The following is a 20,352-nucleotide window of genomic DNA, read 5'->3' on the forward strand; positions in this document are numbered from 1 at the left end:
TGCCCGCCATCGGGAGCACCGGGCGCGCGCGGAGCAGGGGCAGCTATACGGCGCGGCCCCGCCCGGTCGGGTGCCGGGCGGGGCCGGGCCGCCCGGTTACGGGGCGGGTCGGTAGGTCACGGTGGTGCCGGGGCAGGCCTCCGCCTGCTGGGCGAGCGCGTCGGCCTCGACGGTGTCGACGGTCAGGCCCCAGCGGAGCTTGGTCGCGACCCACTCCGAGGTGTAGCGGCACGTGGCGTCGACGGACGGCGGCAGCCACTGGGCCGGGTCCTGGTCGGCCTTGCTGCGGTTCGAGGCCGCCGAGACGGCGACGAGGGAGGTCTGCACGCCGAGGTCGTTGGCGTACGCCTCGCGCCGCTGTGCCGTCCACTGCGAGGCCCCGGAGTCCCATGCCTCGGCGAGCGGCACCATGTGGTCGATGTCGAGGGCCGAGGCCGAGGTGATCCACTTGGCGTCGTAGTACGACCACCAGCGCCCGCCCGAGAGCTTGCAGCCGGGCAGCACCGTGGGCGCCTCGACCGCCTCGGCGATGAGCACCTCCGCCCGGGTGTTGCAGCCGTCGGTGGGGTTCGCGCCCGCGTTCCAGTGCTTGAAGCTCGTGCGCTGGTAGCCGTCGCGCGACTCCGCGGCCAGCGGGAGGATCTGCACCGCGGCCGCCATCGGGAGGGTCTGCGGCTCGGCGGACCGTTCGTGCGCCTGGGCGGTGGCGGGTACCGCGAGGGACAGGAGAAGGAGGACGGCCGTGAGGGCGGCACGCCTGAGAAGAGTGATCACGCATCGCAGAATTGACCGCGTATAACTCGTTCGAGCGCATCGACTCGAACGAGTGAGCCAGATGGATGCCTGAGTTCACCTGACGGGCGGGCCGGCTGCCGCCTTTCGGGGCCCCGGCCGCCGTCCGTGGCCGGGGTCCTGGCGGCGGGTCAGCGGACCGCGACGACGACGCAGCTGTCGCCGTACTGCCAGACGGCGCCCGCCCGCCGGAAGCCAGCCCCGCGCAGCAGGCGGACGTGGTCGGACAGGGAGAGGCGGGCCGCGCTGTCGGTGCCGGTGGCCGGCTGCCGGCCGTTGCGTTCGGCGAGCAGACCGACGAGTTCGGGCTCCTCGGCGGCGGCCGTCCACCAGGCCGCCCAGTCCTCGTGGGCGAAGGCCCGCTGCCGCTCGGCCCGGCGCCGCCCCACGCAGGCCGCCAGCTCGGCGAGCTGCGAGTCGTGCTGCGGGAGGTGGTCGCCGTTGACGAGGACGCCGCCGGGCCGCAGCAGCGCGGCGACGTCGCGGTAGACGCGGCGCAGGGCGCCCGGGCCCAGGTAGTGCAGGGCGGTCGTGGAGACGGCCGCGTCCAGCGGGCGGTCGAGGGCCAGCGCCCGCGTCCAGCCGTCCTCGCCGATCACCGTGTCGACGTAGCGGGCCGCGTCGGGGTGGTGGGTGCGGGCCAGTTCGAGCAGCAGGGGGTCGCGGTCCACGGCCACGATCTCCGCGTACGGCAGCCGGTCCGCCAGCCGGGCCGCCAGCGAGCCGGGGCCGCAGCCGAGGTCGACGACCACGGGCCGGTCCGTGCGGCCCACGGTGACGTGCTCGACGACGTCGGCGATCACCGTGAAGCGGTCCTCACGGTCGACGGCGTACCGCCGCTGCTGGAGCTCCCAGCGTTCCACCCATTTCCCGGCCGTCGTCAGGCTCAGTCCCATCGGCTCGTGCCACCTTGCCGTTCTGTGCTGCTCAGTGCCGCTTCACGCCGTTCTCGGGTGAGCGCTCCTGCCACTCCGGCATCCTACAGATGGAAACGGTTTCCATTACATGCATCGCTGACGTCCTGTCACCCGAGAGCGCCAAGGACCGACAGCAGCCGCTCGATCTCCTCGACGGTGTTGTGGACGTGCAGGCTCACCCGCACCGACTCGCTCCGCTCCCCCGCACTGCCCTGGCAGTGGTGGTCGCAGCGGACCATGAAGCCGTGGCTGAAGAGGATGAACCCCAGGTCGCCGGAGCGGATGTCGCGGTGCCGGAAGGTGACGATGCCCCGGCGCCGCTGGACCGGTGAGTCGGCGGCCAGGCTGGTCCGGCAGCCGACGACCTCGTACGCGTCGAGGTCGCGCAGCCCGTCCGTGAGCCGGGCCGCCAGCGCGACCGTCCACCGTTCGATCCGGTCCGTGCCCGCGGCCCGCAGCCAGTCCAGCGCGGCGGCCAGCGAGACGATGCCGACGGTGTTGGGCGTCCCGGACCAGCCGCCCGGGACGAACGCCGGGCCGCGCGCCTGCCGGGCCCAGACCGCTCCCGTGCCGGGCAGGGCCAGCGCCTTGTGCCCGGAGAAGGCGACGAAGTCGACGTCCAGGCCGGCCACGGACACCGGCAGGTGCCCGACGCTCTGGGCGGCGTCCAGGCAGATCACCGCGTCCGGGCCGACCGCCCCCCGGATGCGGTGCACGTTCATGTCGCCGCCGTAGACGTGGTGGACGTGGGTGACGGCGACGAACCGGGTCCGCGGCCCGGCCAGCCGGGCGAGCGCGGTGTGGTCGTAGTCGCCGGACGCCTGCTGGTAGGGCATCGCCACGACCCGGACGTGCACGCCCTGCCGGGCCAGCAGCCGCTGGGTCTCCGTCCAGGGGTCGATGTTGGCCCGGTGGTCGGCGACCGGTACGACGATCTCGTCGCCGTCGGCCAGGAAGTTGGGCAGCCAGTCGCGGGCGACGGTCCGCAGCCCCTCGGTGGTGCCGCTGGTGAAGTGCACGGCCGACCGTTCGGGCGCCGGATCGTCCAGGAACTCCCGCACGAGGTCGCGGGTCTGCTCGACCAGGGCCGTGGTGCGGTTGGCCCACGGATAGGTGCCGCGGCCCGCGTTGGCGTTGCTGGTGGTGAGGTAGGTCTGCACGGCGTCGAGGACCGGCCGGGGCTTCTGGGCGGTGGCCGCGCTGTCCAGGTACGCCAGGTCCGGGTGGGCGGTGACGATGGGAAACTGGGCGCGCAGGGCGCGCTGCCACTCGTCCAACTCTTTGACGTCCGAAGGGAGTTCGGGGCTGTTGGTCATCGGCGCTCAGTCCCGGACCAGGGGGGCGCCCGCGTCCCGCCAGGCGATGATGCCGCCCGCCAGGCTGCGCACGTCCGGGTGGCCCATCCGCGTCAGCAGCGCGGCGTAGCGGGCCGACTGCTCGCCGACCGGGCAGGCCAGCAGCACCGGCCGGCTGCGGCTGAAGGGCAGGCCACCGCGTACGAGTTCCGCGAAGACCTCGTCGACGATGTTGACCGAGCCGTCGATGTGCAGGGCGGCGAAGGCGTAGGGGCTGCGCAGGTCGACCACCAGGGGGGCGCCGGAGGCGATCCACGCCCGGGCGTCGGTGACGCCGACGGCGGGCGCCGCCTGTATCTCCGCCTCGGTGAGATCGGCTGGGGAGTTGGCCCGGCGGGGCCGTCCGAACAGGTCGGGGCGCCGCTGCCGTACGTAGCTCAGATAGCTCTCGACGCGGTCGCAGACGATGAAGACGGCGGTCCGCCGCTCGGCCGACTCGGTGTCGGCGGCCCGCAGCCGGCGTACGGCACCGAAGTAGGCGGCGCCCGAGGTGGGTCCGGCCAGGATGCCGCAGCGGCGGTTCAGGGTGAGCATCCCCTCGATCGCCTCGTCCGAGTTCACCGGCTCGATCGAGTCGTAGGTGCCGGGGTCGAACAGGCCCACCTGATGCGCCTCGTCGATGGTGCGGATGCCGGGGATGAAGTCGGACTTGGCCGCGACCAGGCCGACCACCCGTACGGCGGGATCGTGTTCGCGCAGGGCCCGGGCGACCCCGGTGGAGGAACCGGCGGTGCCGACGCAGGCGATGAAGAAGTCCGGGGCGCGGCCGTCCAGATCCTTGACGATCTCCGGGCCGGTGCCGGTGAGATGGGCCTCGACGTTGCGCGGGTTGAAGTACTGGTCGGTGTGCAGATAGGTGCTGCCGGGCTCCGTCAGGGTCCGGTGGAAGAGGGTCAGCGGGTCGTCGGTGGCGGTGGGGTCCAGGCACTCGCTCTGGCCGGGCAGTTCCTCGATCTCGGCGCCGAGCAGCAGGAGCAGGTCCTTGATCTCCGGGACCCGCATCCGGTTGGTGACGCTCTTGAAGGTCAGGCCGTGCATCCCGGCGAGGACGGCCAGCGCCTTGGCGGTGTTGCCGCTGGACAGCTCCACGACCTGGCTGCCGCGCTCCGCCGCCGCGGCCAGCCGCGGGCCCGCCATGTTCCAGGCGGCCCGGTCCTTGACCGACCCGAACGGGTTGAACAGCTCCAGCTTGGCGTACAGGTCGATGTGGTGCAGGCCGTGCACGGCCGGGTCGATGCGCACCAGCGGCGTGTTGCCGATGGCCTCGGTGATGCTGTCGTACCTCACTGCACTCCCCCCATGTCGTACCCGGCCGCGCCCAGGGATGTCGTCGGCCAGTACTGGTCGTCCAGGCACCAGCGCCATCCGCCGCCCTCCTGCCAGGCGGCGACCTTGCGCGCGACCGGCTGCCGCTGGGCGTGCGTGGCGTGGAAGTCCATGCAGTAACCGGCGGTGTTGGCGAAGGCCAGCAGGTCGCCCGGCGCGGGCCGGACCGGCAGGAAGACCGTCCGGCGGGTGATCAGGTCGGTCTCCAGGCACAGCGTGCCGAAGAGATGGACGGCGACCGGTTCGGCGGCCGGGGCGGCGAAATCACCGTCCAGGGCTTGGCGTGCCCCCGCCGGGTCCTCATGGGCGGCGGCCGGATCCATGGCCGCCCGTGCCCGGTCCAGGTTCCGGTTCCGGTTCCGGGGGACGACGACGGGATCCATCAGTACCCCGTGCTCCTCAAGCCCCACGTCGTCGGCCTTCGCCGCGAGCCGTACGAGGAGTTCGCCGCCGGGGCCCTCCGGCTCGCGTACCTCCAGGACCCGGGCCAGGGTCAGCCCGCACTGGTCCAGCAGGGCGCGGCCCGGCTCGACGTGCAGGTCGTAGAGGTGCTCAAGGAGGAGCGCGGCGAGGGGCCGGCCGCCGAAGGACGCGGCCGGCTGGGTGAGCAGTTCGTCGAGGTAGCGCGGCCCGGCGACCGGACGGTGGGCGGGGTAGAGGCCGAGCGACCCGCGGATCGTGCCGGCCTCGTTGCGCAGCCCGTAGCCGTGCCCGCCCCAGGTCAGCGGCGGGCGGGTGCCCAGGACGGCGTCGGTGAGCGCGGTCGTGTACCGCTCCCACTGCTCGCCGTCGGCGAGGTAGTCGGCGCCGAAGCCGCCGCCGATGTCCACGACCGACGGCCGCATGCCCCTGCCGCGGCACTCCTCCAGCACCCGCAGACAGCCTTCGAGGGCCGTCGCCTTCTCGGTGAGGCTCGTGGTGTCCAGGTGGTAGGCCACGCCCGTCAACTCCACGGCGTCGGCGTGCCGTTCGACGGCCGTCAGCAGCTCCTTCCGCTCCTGCACGGGTGTTCCGAACCGGCTGCGCCGGCTCAGCGTGCGCACGCCGGACGACTCGAATCCCGACAGCCGCAGCAGGACCCGCGTCCGCGGCAGCGCGTGCGCGCGTACCAGCGCGGCCAGTTGCTCCAGTTCGGCGCGGCCGTCGACGGCGACGGTGACCGAGGTGCGCGCGGCCAGCCACAGGAACTCCGGGTTCTTCGGGCCGGTGGCCGTGATCCGGTCCGGGGTGAAGCCGGCGCCGAGCGCGTGCTGCAACTCCCCCAGTGAGGCGACGTCCACACCGGCGCCGGTGGCCGCGAGCCGCCGCAGCAGGGCGCTGGACCGATTGGCCTTGTGGGCGAACAGCACCTGGCCGGACAGATGATGCCGACCGTACACCGACCGGAACTGTTCCAGATTGGCGGAGAGTTGATCGGGCACGACCACGTTCAGCGGGGAGCCGAGGGCGTCCACGAGGGTGTGCAGCAGTCCGGGCGAGTCCAGCAGCGAGGACAGCCGTTCGCCCAACCGCGGTGCGAGATACAAGGGCTGCCCGCCCATACCCGGCCCTCCCCCAGCATGTCGGGCCCGGCGTCCCCGGGCTCGGCCGCTCATTCCCCGCGGTGCGCCGTGTAGCCCCCTTCCCGCCGCTCGATCGGATTACTCCGGGAAACCCCGAAAGCGGGCGGAAAGTGAACGGTACTTGTCAGATCTGGGCGGGGTGTGGGGGATCCGACGCCTCGCAACCGGGCCGCCCTCTCGCCCCGCCCACCCCAGTCAAAAGCCCGCCCCCTGCCGCCTCCTACCGCCCGTTCCCACCCCCGCGCAGGCCCTGTTCGGCCAGTTCCAGCTGGCTGACGGCCTGGCGCAGGCCGTCGGTGTTGCCCACGTCCCGGCAGCGGGCGATGGCCCGCCGGTTGGCCGGTACGGCCTCCGGGTAGCGCCCGGCGTCCACCAGGGTGCCGGCCAGCAGGACCAGGCCCCAGCTCTCCCGCAGTCCGTCCCCGCTCTCCCGGAAGACCTCGTAGAGCCGCCGGAACACCGGGAGGGACTCCTCGGACCGGCCCATGGTGGCCAGTTCGCCGCCGAGTGCGGCGAGCGCCTGCTGTTCGCTGTCGGACCTGCCCGCCATCCGGTACGCGGCGGCGGACCGCAGCGCCGCGGTGGCGGCCTGCTCGTAACGGCCCGTCTGCACCAGCGCCTTGCCGAGGTGGAACAGTGCCTCGCCCTGGGCGTCGCGGCTGCCGGTGTCGCCGTATGCGGCGGCGGCCTGCGTGTAGGCCGTGGCGGCGTTCCCGGCCCGGCCCGCCTTCAGCAGCGTGTGGCCGAGGGCGAGACACGCCTTGGCCACGCCCGCCCGGTCGCCGAGGGCGTCGTAGAGCGTGGCCGCCCGGGCCAGGGCGGGGACGGCCTCCTGGAACCGGTCCAGACCCTGGTGGCAGCGGGCGAGATTGAGGAGCGCGGAGGCCTCGAAGACCGGGAGGTTCGCCCCGCGCAGGATGTCGGCGGTCCGTCGGCAGGCGGTGGCGGCCTCCTCGTAGCGCTCCTCTTCCAGCAGGATCTCGCCGAGGGCGTAGCGGGCGATGGCTTCGCCCCGCTCGTCGCCCGCCTCCTGGTAGCGGGCGACGGACTGCTGCCAGGCGGTGACGGACTCGCCGGTCCGTCCCAGTTCCTTCAGGGCTCCGCCCAGGGTCCGCAGGGCCTCGGCCTCGCCCTGCGGGTCGCCGATCTCCCGGTAGACCGCCGCGGCCCGCGAGGCCCAGGTGACGGCCGGCGCGGACTGCCCGTCGCTCTGCAACCCGAGGCCCACACTGCGCAGCGCCAGCGCCTCCTGGCCGCGGTCACCGAGCTGCCGGAACAGCTCGGCGGCCCGCTTGCTGGCCACGACGGATTCCGCGAACCGGTCCAGCACCCCCAGTGTCTGGCCGAGTTCGGCCGAGGTGTTGGCCTCCCCGCGGACGTCGCCCGCGGCCCGCAGCGCCGCGGCGGCCCGGCGGCGCACCCCGACGGCCTCCTCGAAGCGTTCCAGGCGCACCAGCGCGACCGCGAGGCACTCCCCGGCCGATCCCTCACCCTTGCGGTCACCGGCCTCCCGGCTGACCCCGACGGCCCGTTCGCAGACCGTCACGGCCTGCTCGTACCGCTCCAGGTACACCAGGGCGAGGCCCATGCTGAGCAGCGCAGTGCCCTCGTCCGCGCGATCCCCGGTCTCCCGGCAGACGGTGCTCGCCCGTTCGTACGCGGCAAGGGCCTCCTCGTAGCGCCGTGCCGAGAAGAGGTTGACACCGAGGCGTTGCAGCAGGGCGTGCTCCCGCGCCCGGTTGCCCACCGCGCGGTAGAGGCGGGCGGCCTGCTCGCAGACGGCGACGGCCTCCTCGTACCGTTGCGCCTCCGTCAGGGCCTCGCCGCGGTTGGCCAGCGCGTCCGCCTCCCGGCCCCGATCGCCCGTCTCCCGGTAGAGGGCGGCGGCCTTCCCGCACGCGGCGGCGGCCTCGGCGAACCGGCCCGTGTGCGCGCAGGAGCCGCCCAGGTTGATCAGTGCCGCGGCCTCCCCGGCCCGGTCGCCCGTCTCACGCAGCAGGGCGACGGCCCGCTGGGAGACGGTGACGGACTCCTCGAACCGCTCCACGCGGATCAGGACGCCGCCGAGCCGGCCGAGCACCTGGCCCTCCCGTTTCCGGGCGCCCAACTCGTGCAGGAGGGCAGCCGACCGCTCGCAGGCCGCGACCGATTCCTGCCACCGGTCCAGGTTGTACAGCACGTAGCCCAGGGTGCTCAGGGAGTCGGCCTCACCGCTGGGGTTGCCCTTCTCCCGGTAGACGGCCGCGGCCTGCTCCAGCGGCGCGACGGACTCCTCGAACCGCCCCAGGCTCTTCAGGGCGTTGCCGAGGTTGTACAGCGGCGGACCCTTCGAGCCGCCCGCGCTGTTCTCCGCGAAGACGGCGAGGGCACGCCGGCAGACGTCGACGACCTCCTCGTGCCGCTCCGCCGCCGTCAGCGCGTGCGCCTGATTGGTCAGCGCGGCGGCTTCGAGGTGCCGCTCGCCGGTCTCCCGGTAGACGGCCGCCGCCCGCCCGGAGGCGTCGGCGGCCTCGTCGGCCCGCTTCAGCTGGGCCAGCAGCCGGCTGAGGTTGGTGAGCGCCATGGCCTCCAGGTCGCGCCGGCCGATCCCGCGGAAGAGGCCGGCGGCCCGCTCGCTCGCCGTGGCCGCCTCCTCGCGCCGCCCCATCTCCTCCAGGGCGTTGCCGAAGTCGTTCAGCAGGCTCGCCGCGCCGTCCTGGTCGCCGGTGTCGAGGCGGACGGTGACGGCCCGCTCGTAGGCGGCGACGGCGTCGTCGAACCGGCCGAGCGCGGTGAGGGTCCCCGCGACGCCGGACAGTTCGGACGCCAGCGGGGCGAGGTCGGTGTCCGGGCCTGCCTCGGCCAGCCGGCGGTACAGGCCGGCCGCCTCCCGGGTGGCCGCCAAGACCTTCTCCGCGTGTCCGGGCGGGGCGAAGGACAGCCGGGTCAGCTCCTCCGCGCTCCGGGGAAGGTGGATGGCGGGGTGCGCCACGATCAGCTGCCGGTACAGGTCGGCGGCCTCCTGGAGGACGTCCTGCGCCCGCTCCTTACGGTCCAGGTTCCACAGCCGGATGCCGAGGCTCTCCAGCGACCTGGCCAGACCGAGGTGGTGGGCCGCGAAGTCGGTCTCGGTCAGCTGCCGCTGGATCGCCACGGCCTCCTCGACCGCGGCCAGCGCCTCCTTCGGGCGGTCCGCTGCGGCGAGGAACGCGCCGAGGTTGAGCAGCGCCGTCGCCAGGTCGGGCTGGTGCGCGGTGGGGTTGGCGGCGGTCAGGTCGCGGAAGAGGCCGACCGCCTCCCGGGTGACGGCCAGTCCCTCCCCGGTGCGGTCCGCGCCGAGCAGCGCGCGCCCGAGGTTGGTCAGGGCCACCGCCAGGTTGGGGGACTCGGCGGCCGGGTTGACGGCGGCCAGTTCCCGGTAGAGGGCGGTGGTCTCCTCCATGGCGGCCAGCGCCTCCTGCGCGCGGCCCGCTTCGAGCAGCCGCAGGCTGAGGTTGCCCAGTTGGCGCGCGAGATCGCCCCGGTGCTCGGCGGGGCCGTCCGCGGCCAGTTCCCGGTACAGGTCGGCCGCCTCCTGGGTGGCGGCCAGCGCCTCCTCCTGGCGGCCGAGGCCGGACAACTGGTTGCCGAGATGGGTCAGCGACGGCAGCAGGGCGGGCCGGTACGCGGAGTCGGCGGCGGCCAGGCGGCGGCGGATCGCCACCGACTCCTCGCACAGGAAGAGGGCTTCCTCCGGGCGGCCCACGTCGGACAGCCGGGTGGCGAGGCTCTCCAGCGACTGGGCCAGGTGGCTGAGCCGGCCGAGGCGTTCGGGGTCGTCGGGCCGTTCGGGGGCGGCCTCGACGAGTCGCCGGTGCAGCCGGACGGCCTCCTCGGCCGGGGGCAGCGCCTCCTCCCGGCGGCCGGCGTTGGCCCGGCGCCAGGCCAGGGTGGCGTGCAGGTACGCCTGCTCGGCGAGGTCGGTCGTGGCGGGCAGCCGGTGGGCGGTGAGCACTTCCGTCACCGCGAGGATGCCGATGTCCAGGTCGACGTCGCGGCCCTTGGGCAGCCGGGTCTCGACGGCCTCCAGTACGGCGAGCAGGGCGGCGTCCACGGTGTCGTCCGGACCGCTCGGGTCGGCGAGGGCGGCGAGCGTGGTCAGGGCGGAACTGCCGGCCGCGACCGCCAGCCCGGGGTCCCGGCGCAGCAGCGGATACAGGACGTCCGTGCCGACGTGCGCCCAGCGGGCCGCCGCCGACGCCAGGAAGGTCACCGCGCGCGGGGCGACGACCGGCCGGATGGCCTGCCCGTCCGGTTCCCCGGCGGACTCGGCGGTCAGCGTCGCGGGCGCGTCGCCCGCCCAGGGGTCGGGCTCGTAGGAGCTGATGTCGTGCCCGGGGACGAGCAGGCCGAGGAAGTCCTCCGCGAGCCGGTCGGGATACAGGGGTTCCAGGACCGTGCCGCGGTCGACGGGCGGGTAGCAGAACCGGTGGTCGTCCAGGAGGTGGTCGTGCGGCTCGGGCAGCTCAAGCCTGCGCAGCGACCGTTTCCCGGTCTGCTGGCCGACCGGCCCGGTGAGTACGGCGGTGAACACGGTCTTGGCCATGACCGACTGCCCGGTCCGGTAGTCCTGCCCGCGGATACCCGCGTCGACGAGCCGCTGCCAGGCCAGGCGTTCCCGGTCCAGCAGGTACGCCGACAGCTGGTGCGGCTCCGAGAGGGAGTGCGGCGTGCCCCGTTTGTGGGCGTCCACGGCGACCAGGGCGGCCATGTGCAGGGTGAGGGGCAGGCCGAAGTCACGGTGGTCGAGGACGGTGGGCGGCTCGATGCCGCCGCTGTCCGCGAGGCCGTACAGGTCGCCGGCCGCGTACCGGTCGCGGGCAGCGGTGAACATCCGCAGCCTGTCCTCGGCCAGCGCCGGAAGCGGCAGGTCCGCGGCGGCGGCACGGCGGTCGCCCAGTTCCGCGCGGAGCGCGGCGAACCAGCGGACGGTACGGCCGATCAGCAGGATGCGGGTGGGCAGTTGCCGGTGCAGAACGGAGTAGAGCAGCAGGCTCTCCAGCTCGCTGTGCGCCCAGCGGTCCGCGTAGTCGACGACGAGGAGCACGCCGGCCGCGTCGCCGGGCGGCACGATGCCGTGCAGCGGGCGGGACTGACCGGGGACGGCGCCTTGGAGTCCGGCGTGCAGGACGTGCCACCGGCCCGCGCCGCGCGCCGCCCGGGTCTGTTCGGCGAACTCCGCGGCGAGCCGGGTCTTGCCCTGCCCGCCGGGCGCGTGCAGCAGCAGCACCGACAGCCGGGGCCCGGCGGCGTCCCGCCACTGCCGCAGCCGCTCCAGCTCGGCTTCCCGGCCGACGAAGGGCACGACCTGGCTGCGCGCGTCCAGCAGCCGGCTGGGCTGCGCCATCAGCCAGTCGGCGTCCAGGGCGGCGGCCGGGGCGGGGAACTCCTCGATCGCCGGGAGGCGGGTGCCGTAGATGTTGTTGACGGTGGCCGTCGCGCCCGGGCCCTGCGAGACCGCGCTGCCGGGCGCCGTGTGGGCCTCGAAGTAGTAACGGGAGGTCTCGTCACCGGGGCTCTGGGGGCTTGCGGGGCCCTCGGTCATCGTCCGCCTCCGTAGGTGTTGTTGACGGTCGCGTTGGCACCCGGGCCCTGCGCGCCCGCACCACCGGACGCCACGTGCAGCGTGTAGACGTCGCCTCCTGGACGTCCTCGGGACGGAGTCTCGGCAGGGGGGCTCTCGGCGGGGATGCTGTCGCTCGGGGTGCTCTCAGCCGGAGTGCTGTCGCCGGGGCCGGTCGCCGCCGGGGCCGTCGGCTCCGCCGCGCCGGGCACCGGGCCCGGTGTCACCGCTTCCGATGTCACCGCTTCCGGTGTCGCCGGTTCCTGCGTCGTCGGTTCCGGTCGCCGTACCCCGGCCCCCGGAACCCAGATCCACGCCTCTCCCCGGTACTCCTTCTCCGCGACGGCCGCGCACCGGAACTCGTCCTCCCGGACGGTGGTGTGCGCCGCCTTCACCACGTCGCGGAAGACGACCGCCGAGAGCCCCACGGCGAGGCAGGCGTCCGGCGCCTCGTCCAGGGCGCGGCGCAGCGCCGCGCAGTCGAGGATGCGGCCGGCCTCGACCGGCGCGGCACCGACGAAACCGTTCGCGCCCGGGGCGGCCGGGCCGAAGTGGACGGCCGCCCGGAGCCGGAGCCGGGCCGACCGCTCGCGATGGCGGTTGAAGGCGCGCAGACCGGCGTCCAGGTTGCGCATGAAGGTGTCGACCAGGTCGGGTTCGTAGACGCCCTCGGGCAGGACCGCGAACAGCGAGTCCCCGCCCTCCTGGGTCAGCCACCGGTCGCGGTCCAGCCGGGCGGCGGCGGCTGCTTCGTCCAGCAGCCGCACGATCGCCTCCTGGAAATGGCGCTGCGTCACCGTGTCGACGCCGCCGTAGCCCTTCGCGTCGACCGCCAGCAGCGGCCTGCGCCCGAACGCCCGGCGGGCGCCCGGCCCGTCCACCCCGTTCTCCGCCATGACACCTCTCGGTACACGCACTGCCGGGGCACGAGTGTCGCTTCACTCGAATCCCCCGGAAATCAACGGAATTACCACACATACGACGGACCCGCGCCGCGCGGTGCAGCGCCTGCCCCGACCGTCGCGGTGCCGGCGCCCGCTCCCCCGCTGCGGGCGCCGACACAGCAGTCGTACACCCGCACGCCGGCGTGAACCCCGTGGAACTACGGATTGCGCAGATCCGTGACCGGGCACGGAACGCCTGCCGGCAAGAACCCGCAGAAATGACTGGTCCGGGTGCCGCCGTCCCTCCTTACTGGAGGGGAGCAGGCCCTCGTCCAGCGCAGGAGGCTCCCCCCATGGCACCGACCGGGCAGGCCGCCGACGGCCACGCCGCACAGGTCATGTTCACCGCACTGCAGACCACCCACCAGCACGCGGACGCGAAGGCCGGCATTCTGGCGGCGGTGCAGGCGGGGCTGGCCGGCACGGCGGGCGCGTGGACCCGCCAGGCCGTGCGGATCTGCGAACACGGCGGCGCCGCCGGGGTGTTCGCCGGGACGCTGCTGGCGCTGTTCGTCTGCGGTCTGCTCGGCGGCGCGGTGACCCTGGCCGCGACGCTGCTGCCCCGGCTGCTGCGGGGCCGGGCGGCCAACCGCTACAGCTTTCTGCATCTGGCGGACGGGCCGGACATCCTGCCCGCCGACGGCACCGTTCCCGACGAGGCCGCGGACCGCCGGGAGCTGTCGCAGACCGTACGGTTCCTCGCGCACGTCGCCGTGCGCAAGTACCGCTGGCTGGCGCGCGCGGTGGTGTGCACGGCCGTCATGGGGGTGAGCGCGGGGCTGGGCGTGACCCTGCTGCCGGCGCTGACGTGATGTGAGTGATGTGACGGGACTTAACTGACGTGCGGTGACCGGCACTCGCCCCTACGGTGGGCCCATGACGTCGGTCAAGAAGTTCCAGGTCACCTTCGACTGTGCAGAGCCTGAGCGTCTCGCTCGTTTCTGGTGCGAGGTGTTGGGGTACGTCGTACCGCCGCCGCCGGAGGGATTTGGCACTTGGGACGACTTCCAGCGCTCGCAGCCGGCTGTGCAGCGGGATTCGTGGTTCGCCTGCGTCGATCCCTCAGGTGAGGGCCCGCGGCTGTACTTCCAGCGCGTCCCCGAGGGGAAGGCGGCCAAGAACCGGGTGCATCTCGATGTGCGGGTCGGCACCGGACTCGTGGGGCCGGAGCGCCTCGCCGCGCTTGAGGCGGAATGCGCGCGGCTGGTCCCGCTCGGCGCGGTACACGTGCGAACGCTGTACGACGGCAATGACGCATGCATCCCGATGCTGGACATCGAGGGCAACGAGTTCTGCCTCGACTGAGGGACCGCGAGCCTGTCCTCCTCGTGTTCCCGTCGGGTCCTCGTACGGGAGGACGGGCGAGGCGCGCGGACAGCCCCGAGGTGCGTTGCGTCAGGGTGCCAGGTCCGCGAGGCGCTGGAGTTCCCGCAGGTCGCGGATGGTGGTGGCCCGGTAGCCGGTCTCCAGCAGCCCTTCCTCGCGCAGTTCCCGCAGCACCTTGTGGACGGTCGTCTCGGCGGCGCCGACCAGGGTGGCGAGTTCCGGCTGGGTGAGCCGGCTGCCGATCACCACTTTGCCGGCCCGGGGAACCCCGTAGGACTCGGCGAGTTCCACCAGCACCCGGGCCAGCCGCACCTTCGCCGGATAGCCACGGAAGTCCAGCCGTCTCCGGTTGGCCCAGCGCAGCCGGTCGGCGACGAGGGCGGTCAGCGCGACGGAGACCTCGGAGCGGCGTGCCATCAGTTCCCGCAGGGCGCCGTCCCGCACCGACCGGGCGGTCACCGGGCTGCAGGCGGTCACCGTCGCCGAACGCGCGGCGCCGTCCATGGCCGCCATCTCGCCCACCGTGTCACCGCCGGCCCGGACGGCGAGCAGCGAGGTCTCACCGTTCTCGACGGTCGCGGTGACCTTGACGAACCCGGACAGCAGGAGCAGTACGTGCCGGTCGTCCATGCCCTCGCGCAGCAGCACGTCACCGGCGTCGAACCGGACCTCGGTCCCGAGGCCCAGCAGGTCCCGCCGTGCCGGGGCCGTGAGCCGGCCCAGCAGGCTGCGCGCGGGCCACTCCTCGGACCCGTCCGGCACGTCCACGTGCGTCCCCCTGTCTGCCGCCCCGGCACCGGACATCCCACAGCAGGGGCATCTCGTTGCGCAGGAACTCCCGCCGCAGCCGGAACTCCCGCCGCGCAGGGACATCCCCCTGCACAGGACACCATCGTGCCGGTGTCCGCGGCGGCCGTTCCACTCAAGCGTGCCGCTTCTCACCCGTCCTTCGCATCCGGCCCGCGCGTCGCCGCTCACGCGCGGAGGTAGGTGAGGACGGCGAGGACCCGGCGGTGGCCCTCGCCGTCGATGTGGAGTTCGGGTTTCTGCAGGATGTTGCCGATGTGGCCCGGCAGGCCCGGACGTCGGTGGGTTCGCGGTCGCGGGGCGCCGGCATGAGCCGGGTGACCGCGGCCCTGGTGGCGCACGGCCCTGCGGCTGCTGCCGCAGGCCCTTCCGGTAGGTCGACGCGGACGCTCCCACCGCTACCAAGATCCCGCGCGACGGCCTTGAAGCCTGGCTGCGTGACCTGAGGACGGCCGCGCAGGCCGGTACCCACGACGGCCGGAACTGACGGGCCGACAGCACCCCACCGGGCAAACCGGCTCATCCGGCGGTTGTAGCGTGGCCGGATGAGGAGCGACGGATATCGGGACGTGGCCGAGGCCGCGTGGTCGTGGGTGCTGGACCACGTGCGCGAGGACGAGGGTCCGTGGCTCGTGGAGACGGTGGTGGAGGGCGCCCCGGAAGCCCCGTCACCGGCACAGGACCGCGACTCGCTGTACGCGGGAATCGCCGGCCTGGCCCCGGTGCTGGCCGAAATCGCGCAGTACCGGGCACTGAGCGCGACGGAAGTGGCACTGGCGACCGGCATCGTGACCAGGCTGTCGGCACAGGCCGGGCGGCGGACGGAGCCCTCGCTGTACGACGGCCTCGCAGGCGACGCGACGGCGCTCAGACTGCTCGCCCCGGGCGAGGAAGCCGTGGCGCTGCGGCGGCTGGCCGTCCTGGCCACCGGCGACGGATGGAAGACCACGCTCGATTTCGAGCCGGGCTCCGACGCGCCCCTGACCGACGTCATCATGGGGACCGCGGGCGTGGTGATGACGGCGGTCTGGGCGAAGAGCGAGTTCACCGAGGTGATCGCGACGACGGGAGGTGAGGCCCTGCTGCGGGCGGCGGACCGTACGGAAGCGGGCCTCGACTGGGGCATGACGCCGGGGAGACCGTCGAGGGCGCCGAACTACTCGCACGGAACGTCCGGGGTCGCGGCCGCACTGGCAGTCGCGGGCGCCGCCCTGGACCGCGAGGACTTCGTCGAGGCCGCGGTGGAAGGCGCCCGGCACGTCCTCTCGGTGGGGTCGTTGAAGGACGCGGGCTTCGTCGTCCCGCACACGATCCCGCCGTCGCGCCGGGAGGTGGAACCGGTGACGTACACGTGGTGCCACGGCCCGGCGGGTACCTCGCACCTGTTCACCGCGCTGGCGCACGCAGGGGTCAACGAGGTGGCGGGCCACCACGTCGACGAACTGCGGCAGCGCTGTCTGACCTCGATCCTCACCTCGGGTCTGCCGGAACGCCTCCGTCCCGGTTTCTGGGACAACGACGGCCGCTGCTGCGGAACGGCAGGCGTCGGAGACATCCTGCTGGACGCCGCCCAGGACTGCCGGGCGCCGGAGAGGAGGCAGACCCTGCTGCGGGCCGCGCACCGCATGGGCGATGCGCTGGTCGACCGGGTCGTCAGGGACGGCGCGGGCGCCCGTTGGCGCTTTCTGGAACACCGCGAGGACCCGCCGCTGCTGCCGCCCCGTACGACGTGGATGCAGGGCGCGGCAGGCATCGCGGCCTACCTGCTGCGCCTCGCCCGGTACGGCGAGACCGGCCCCGACGCCCCGGTCGTGGACCGCCCGGACCAGTGGTGGGCGGTACCGGCACACCTGCGCAGTACCCGGACGGAATCATGAGCGAGTGACCTCATTCGAGACAAGTAATCCATAACGATCTCAGCAAAGCTGACCACGACCACGCACGAGGGCCCGCGGCGACCCACTGGCGCTTCGCGATCTTTCATGCGAGATGATCTCGATATGCGTGGTGGGGATGGACTGTTCGAGGTCGAGCCGGTTGAGAACAAACGCCGTCATGGTCGGCTGATCAGCGGGGCCGGCCCCGTCACGGTCCGACCAGGCCGCACACCTGACGGGCAGAGCCCCCATCCCGGCCTCACAGACGGCGACCGGGCGACCGCGACTGATCCCACCGCTCACGGCCACTCGGCCAGCTGCCTGTTACTGACCCATGCTCCTAGTGCCCGGTCTTCTCGGGCAGGGCGGGCGTCCCCGGCACGACGGTGTCACAACCGTGACCACCGGCCGGAATCGTCGGCACGGTCGGAACCCCGCCATCCGGAATCGCGGGCACGGTCGGAACCCCCTCCACCGGAACAGCCGGCACGGTCGGAACCGAAGGCAGGGTCACGCCCACCGGAACGCCCGGCACGGACGGAATCGGAATGCCGGGCACGCACGTGTCGTCGTCCGCGGGCCTGCCGTGCTTGGCGGCACGCACCACCGAGCCGGCGTGCGTGGCGGAGTCCTTGGCGGTGGACGTCGTGGCGGCCGTGGCGGTGGCCACGCTCCCCAGTGACAACACACCGGCCGCGACAGCGAGTGCGACAACCCGACGCGTCCTGACGGTGGAACGGAAACCAGCCACAACCATCACCTTTTTCCTGGGAGTTCGAGTCCGGCAGACCGTCGCGGCCTGCTGATGCATTCACCGTGGCACACCGATGCTGAGGCCCCGCTGAAGCCGCTCGCCCCCGTACCGAAGGCCGCTGCAAAGGCTGGTCCTACGACCGCTCCCACCAGCCCCGTTCTGCACCAACACCCGTCCACAGAAGGCGACATGGGGATCTCGCCTGGCGGCCACCAAGCCCCGGAATAACTGCCTCCGATTTTCAGCTGGGACTCAGGTCGTGCGTGCCATACTCCCCGTGTGCGCATCCTCGTGGTGGAAGACGACGCCCGGCTCCGCGAACTCCTCCAAGAAGGTCTGGAGCAGGAGGGATTCACCGTCGAGACGGCGAGCGACGGACCGAGCGGCCTGGCCCTGGCCCAGCACTCCGCGTACGCGGCCGTCCTGCTGGACGTCATGCTCCCGGGACTGTCCGGCTACCGGGTCTGCACCCGGCTGCGAGAGGCCGGCGTCTGGACGCCGATCCTGATGCTGACCGCCAAGGACGGCGAGTACGACGAGGCCGACGGTCTCGACTGCGGCGCCGACGACTATCTGACCAAGCCGTTCTCCTACGTCGTACTGATCGCCCGGCTACGGGCCCTGGTACGGCGCGGTGGCCTGGAGCGGCCGGAGGTGCTCGAACTGGGTGACCTGCGGCTGGAGCCGGCGGCCCTGAGCTGCAGCCGGGGAGGCGAGAAGATCACGCTGACGGTCAAGGAATTCGCCGTACTGGAGTGCCTGGCACGCCGCGCCGGACAGGTGGTCTCCAAGACCGAGATCGTGCACACGGTGTGGGACACCGCCTACGACGGCGGCGCCAATCTCATCGAGGTCTACATCAGGGCCCTGCGCCGGAAGATCGACGTGCCCTACGGACGACAGGCGATCCGCACGATACGAGGCGCGGGATATCTGCTGGCCCGCAGCGGGGGGTGAACACGGCATGAGGATGCCGACCGGAACGAGGACGCTGACCGGAATGAGCGTCCGCGCCAAGGCCACGGCAGCCGCCACCGGGACCGTCGCCCTCGCGATCGCCCTGTGCATGCTGGCCCTGGTACTGGTCCTGCAGCAGAACCTGCGCGAGAGCGCGAGGGCGGACGCCGCGCAGGCCGCCGTCAGCATCGAGGGCCAACTGGCGCGGTACAGGCCGGCCGAGGGCAAATCGGTGATCATCGCACCGTCGTCGGTGCACATCACGGACTCGGTGGGGCAGCCGGTCCCCACGCTCCCGGCCGAACAGCCGGTCGACAGCACACGTGCCCTCCCCTCCGCGGAGGGGAGCACGCCGTACGACGTGGAGGTCGCCCCGTCGACCACCGCCCTCGACCGCGCCACCCGGCTCCTGTTGCACCAGGTCGCCCCCGGGGCCGCCGGACTCGTGCTGTTCGTGGCCGCTCTCACCTGGCTGCTGGTCGGGCGCGCGCTGCGCCCCGTGGCCGCCATCCGCAAGGAGTTCACCGAGATCACCGCGCGCGACCTGCACCGCCGCGTCCCCGTCCCCAAAGCGCGCGACGAGATCCACCGGCTGGCCCGGACGATGAACGCCACCCTGGACAAGCTGCACGGGGCCATGGCCCGGCAGCGCCAGTTCGTCGCGGACGCCTCCCATGAACTGCGCAGCCCCATCGCGGCCGTACGCGCCCAGCTCGAACTGACCCTGGCCCACCCCTCCCGGACCCACTGGGCGACCGGCGTGCGCAAAGCCCTCCAGGACACCGAACGCCTCCAGGCCATCGCCTCCGACCTGCTCCTGCTCGCCCGGCTCGACGCGCAGGAGGCACCTCCCCGCACGCCCGTGGACCTCGCGGCACTGGCCGCCGACGAGGTGCGACGCCACCCCGGCACGGTGGTGACGTCCGACGCCGACACCGGCTCGGCCGGGGACGGCCCGCCGGCCGTGGTCCACGGCAGCCGCGTACAACTCTCCCGGCTGCTCACCAACCTCACCGACAACGCCCGCAGACACACGCGCACCGACGTGTCGATCAGCCTTGGGGTGAGCGACGGCATGGTCGAACTGTCCGTGGACGACGACGGTCCCGGCATCCCGGAACCCGATCGTGAACGCGTCTTCGAACGCTTCACCCGGCTCGACGACGCCCGCACCCGGGACGGCGGCGGAACCGGCCTCGGCCTCGCCATCGCCAGGGACATCGCCCGCGCCCACGGCGGAACCCTCACCCTCCACACCAGCCCACGGGGCGGCGCCCGCGTGCTGCTGCGGCTGCCGGGGCAGGAACCGGGGCAGGGCGCGGGCGCACAACGGGAAGCCCCGTCCGTCCGCCGGGGAGGGGAGCGACGGACGGGACGGTCAGGATGCGGTCAGCCGTAGCGGGCCGACCACTGCCCGCGCGTGAAGTGACAGACGCCATCAGGTGTGATGTGCACGCGACTGCCGTAGATCGGCAGCCCGCCCTCGGTATTCAGCCGGTGCCGGATGCGTTCCAAAGCTGTCCACAACCGCCTGGGACCGCTCTGATGGACTGTGGGCGGATCGATCCAGGTCGCCGAGGCGCGTGCCCATGAGCCGTCGGTGTGGACCAGCCACGCCGTACGCTGCTCACCGCGTTCTTCGTAGTGCGTCTCGACACCGGGCACGGCGAGTTCGAGCATGGCGCGGACGTCCCACGCCTCTGCCACGTTCAGCACCGGATAGCGGCCCTCGGTCACCTGCTCGCCCTCGTGGTCGCGTACGGCCCCGAACAACTCGCCTTCCCCCGGCGGGTAGTCGACCCCGGTCCGGGTACTCATGAACCCGGCGCGGTCCCACTCGACGACCCCCCGCGCGCCGCCGTCCGCCTCCTTGTCGGCCGGCCCGTCCCGCAGCGCCCACACTCCACCGCCCGCCGGTTCCCACCATCGAGGCACGAAGACATGCCGCGGGGTGGTGGCGACCGCCGCCCGCCATCGTGAGACGGACGGGGTCACCTCGGCCGCGAGCCGTTGCGCGTAGGGCTTCCAGTCCATGAGCCGCCTCACTCGCTGTACTTCGGGTCGCACGCTTCCTGTTCCGCGGGCGAACAGTCGCCGCCGTCGGACGCGGGCTTGCAGTCAGGGTCACACGGGTTGCCGTCGGCCCGGGCCGGC

16 protein-coding genes are annotated in these 20,352 nt (G+C 73.2%); 5 read left to right on the forward strand and 11 right to left on the reverse strand.

Annotated elements, in window-relative coordinates; all coding sequences use genetic code 11:
* Positions 1-96: 96 nt before the first annotated feature.
* The 7 genes from ACFYPJ_RS05785 to ACFYPJ_RS05815 form a co-directional block, all read right to left on the reverse strand.
* Positions 97-774, reverse strand: coding sequence for an HNH endonuclease family protein (locus ACFYPJ_RS05785; RefSeq protein WP_389011018.1), 678 nt, complete (start codon positions 772-774; stop codon positions 97-99).
* Positions 775-923: 149 nt separating this feature from the next.
* Entirely contained in the window at positions 924-1,688 is a 765-nt protein-coding gene (locus ACFYPJ_RS05790) for a class I SAM-dependent methyltransferase (protein WP_389011021.1), read from the reverse strand.
* Positions 1,689-1,816: 128 nt separating this feature from the next.
* Positions 1,817-3,025 carry an aminotransferase class V-fold PLP-dependent enzyme gene (locus ACFYPJ_RS05795; RefSeq protein WP_389011024.1) on the reverse strand — a complete coding sequence of 403 codons (1,209 nt, stop codon included), beginning with the start codon at positions 3,023-3,025 and terminating at the stop codon, positions 1,817-1,819.
* 6 nt (positions 3,026-3,031) lie between these two features.
* Positions 3,032-4,351 carry a pyridoxal-phosphate dependent enzyme gene (locus ACFYPJ_RS05800; RefSeq protein ID WP_389011027.1) on the reverse strand — a complete coding sequence of 440 codons (1,320 nt, stop codon included), beginning with the start codon at positions 4,349-4,351 and terminating at the stop codon, positions 3,032-3,034.
* Entirely contained in the window at positions 4,348-5,931 is a 1,584-nt protein-coding gene (locus ACFYPJ_RS05805; RefSeq protein ID WP_389011030.1) for an alanine racemase, read from the reverse strand. Before ACFYPJ_RS05805 ends, ACFYPJ_RS05800 begins: the two co-directional genes overlap by 4 nt.
* Before the next feature lie 241 nt (positions 5,932-6,172).
* A complete protein-coding gene (locus ACFYPJ_RS05810) occupies positions 6,173-11,515 on the reverse strand; it encodes a tetratricopeptide repeat protein (protein ID WP_389011033.1) in 5,343 nt (1,780 codons plus the stop codon).
* Positions 11,512-12,429, reverse strand: coding sequence for a hypothetical protein (locus tag ACFYPJ_RS05815; RefSeq protein WP_389011036.1), 918 nt, complete (start codon positions 12,427-12,429; stop codon positions 11,512-11,514). The genes ACFYPJ_RS05810 and ACFYPJ_RS05815 overlap by 4 nt, the downstream gene beginning before the upstream one ends.
* Positions 12,430-12,770: 341 nt before the next feature.
* On the opposite strand from ACFYPJ_RS05815, the gene ACFYPJ_RS05820 reads away from it, so the two are divergent.
* Both ACFYPJ_RS05820 and ACFYPJ_RS05825 read left to right on the forward strand, forming a co-directional pair.
* On the forward strand, positions 12,771-13,289 hold the full coding sequence (locus ACFYPJ_RS05820) for a Pycsar system effector family protein (RefSeq protein WP_389011039.1): 519 nt from the start codon (positions 12,771-12,773) through the stop codon (positions 13,287-13,289).
* A 64-nt stretch (positions 13,290-13,353) separates the two neighbouring features.
* Positions 13,354-13,782, forward strand: a complete 429-nt coding sequence (locus ACFYPJ_RS05825; RefSeq protein ID WP_389011042.1) for a VOC family protein — start codon at positions 13,354-13,356, stop codon at positions 13,780-13,782.
* 90 nt (positions 13,783-13,872) lie between these two features.
* On the opposite strand, the gene ACFYPJ_RS05830 is transcribed toward ACFYPJ_RS05825, so the two are convergent.
* Positions 13,873-14,571, reverse strand: coding sequence for a Crp/Fnr family transcriptional regulator (locus ACFYPJ_RS05830; RefSeq protein ID WP_389011045.1), 699 nt, complete (start codon positions 14,569-14,571; stop codon positions 13,873-13,875).
* Between the two features lie 206 nt (positions 14,572-14,777).
* On the reverse strand, positions 14,778-14,951 hold the full coding sequence (locus ACFYPJ_RS05835) for a hypothetical protein (RefSeq protein ID WP_389011048.1): 174 nt from the start codon (positions 14,949-14,951) through the stop codon (positions 14,778-14,780).
* Positions 14,952-15,155: 204 nt separating this feature from the next.
* Here ACFYPJ_RS05835 and ACFYPJ_RS05840 point away from each other — a divergent pair, with 204 nt between their 5' ends.
* Positions 15,156-16,487, forward strand: coding sequence for a lanthionine synthetase LanC family protein (locus ACFYPJ_RS05840; RefSeq protein WP_389011051.1), 1,332 nt, complete (start codon positions 15,156-15,158; stop codon positions 16,485-16,487).
* A gap of 340 nt (positions 16,488-16,827) precedes the next feature.
* On the opposite strand, the gene ACFYPJ_RS05845 is transcribed toward ACFYPJ_RS05840, so the two are convergent.
* Positions 16,828-17,298: a hypothetical protein gene (locus ACFYPJ_RS05845; RefSeq protein WP_389011054.1), complete on the reverse strand. Its 471-nt coding sequence runs from the start codon at positions 17,296-17,298 to the stop codon at positions 16,828-16,830.
* Between the two features lie 222 nt (positions 17,299-17,520).
* Between ACFYPJ_RS05845 and ACFYPJ_RS05850 the strand changes: the two genes are divergently transcribed.
* Together ACFYPJ_RS05850 and ACFYPJ_RS05855 are read left to right on the forward strand one after the other, a co-directional pair.
* The gene (locus tag ACFYPJ_RS05850; RefSeq protein ID WP_389011057.1) at positions 17,521-18,198 is read left to right on the forward strand and encodes a response regulator transcription factor; all 678 of its coding nucleotides are present in this window, start codon (positions 17,521-17,523) and stop codon (positions 18,196-18,198) included.
* Positions 18,199-18,241: 43 nt separating this feature from the next.
* Positions 18,242-19,597, forward strand: coding sequence for a sensor histidine kinase (locus ACFYPJ_RS05855; protein ID WP_389011060.1), 1,356 nt, complete (start codon positions 18,242-18,244; stop codon positions 19,595-19,597).
* Here the strand turns inward: ACFYPJ_RS05855 and ACFYPJ_RS05860 are convergent.
* The gene (locus ACFYPJ_RS05860) at positions 19,588-20,232 is read right to left on the reverse strand and encodes a hypothetical protein (RefSeq protein WP_389011063.1); all 645 of its coding nucleotides are present in this window, start codon (positions 20,230-20,232) and stop codon (positions 19,588-19,590) included. The two genes, ACFYPJ_RS05855 and ACFYPJ_RS05860, sit on opposite strands and share 10 nt — an antisense overlap.
* Between the last annotated feature and the right edge of the window lie 120 nt (positions 20,233-20,352).

Source organism: Streptomyces sp. NPDC006012 (genome assembly GCF_042871185.1).
In the GTDB taxonomy this organism is placed as follows: domain Bacteria; phylum Actinomycetota; class Actinomycetes; order Streptomycetales; family Streptomycetaceae; genus Streptomyces.

Coding starts and splice junctions, on each gene's coding strand:
- ACFYPJ_RS05795 (WP_389011024.1), bottom strand. CDS start 3,025: ATGACCAACAGCCCCGAACTCCCTTCGGACGTCAAAGAGTTGGACGAG.
- ACFYPJ_RS05825 (WP_389011042.1), top strand. CDS start 13,354: ATGACGTCGGTCAAGAAGTTCCAGGTCACCTTCGACTGTGCAGAGCCT.
- ACFYPJ_RS05840 (WP_389011051.1), top strand. CDS start 15,156: ATGAGGAGCGACGGATATCGGGACGTGGCCGAGGCCGCGTGGTCGTGG.
- ACFYPJ_RS05815 (WP_389011036.1), bottom strand. CDS start 12,429: ATGGCGGAGAACGGGGTGGACGGGCCGGGCGCCCGCCGGGCGTTCGGG.
- ACFYPJ_RS05855 (WP_389011060.1), top strand. CDS start 18,242: ATGAGCGTCCGCGCCAAGGCCACGGCAGCCGCCACCGGGACCGTCGCC.
- ACFYPJ_RS05845 (WP_389011054.1), bottom strand. CDS start 17,298: ATGCATCAGCAGGCCGCGACGGTCTGCCGGACTCGAACTCCCAGGAAA.
- ACFYPJ_RS05790 (WP_389011021.1), bottom strand. CDS start 1,688: ATGGGACTGAGCCTGACGACGGCCGGGAAATGGGTGGAACGCTGGGAG.
- ACFYPJ_RS05805 (WP_389011030.1), bottom strand. CDS start 5,931: ATGGGCGGGCAGCCCTTGTATCTCGCACCGCGGTTGGGCGAACGGCTG.
- ACFYPJ_RS05860 (WP_389011063.1), bottom strand. CDS start 20,232: ATGGACTGGAAGCCCTACGCGCAACGGCTCGCGGCCGAGGTGACCCCG.
- ACFYPJ_RS05820 (WP_389011039.1), top strand. CDS start 12,771: ATGGCACCGACCGGGCAGGCCGCCGACGGCCACGCCGCACAGGTCATG.
- ACFYPJ_RS05810 (WP_389011033.1), bottom strand. CDS start 11,515: ATGACCGAGGGCCCCGCAAGCCCCCAGAGCCCCGGTGACGAGACCTCC.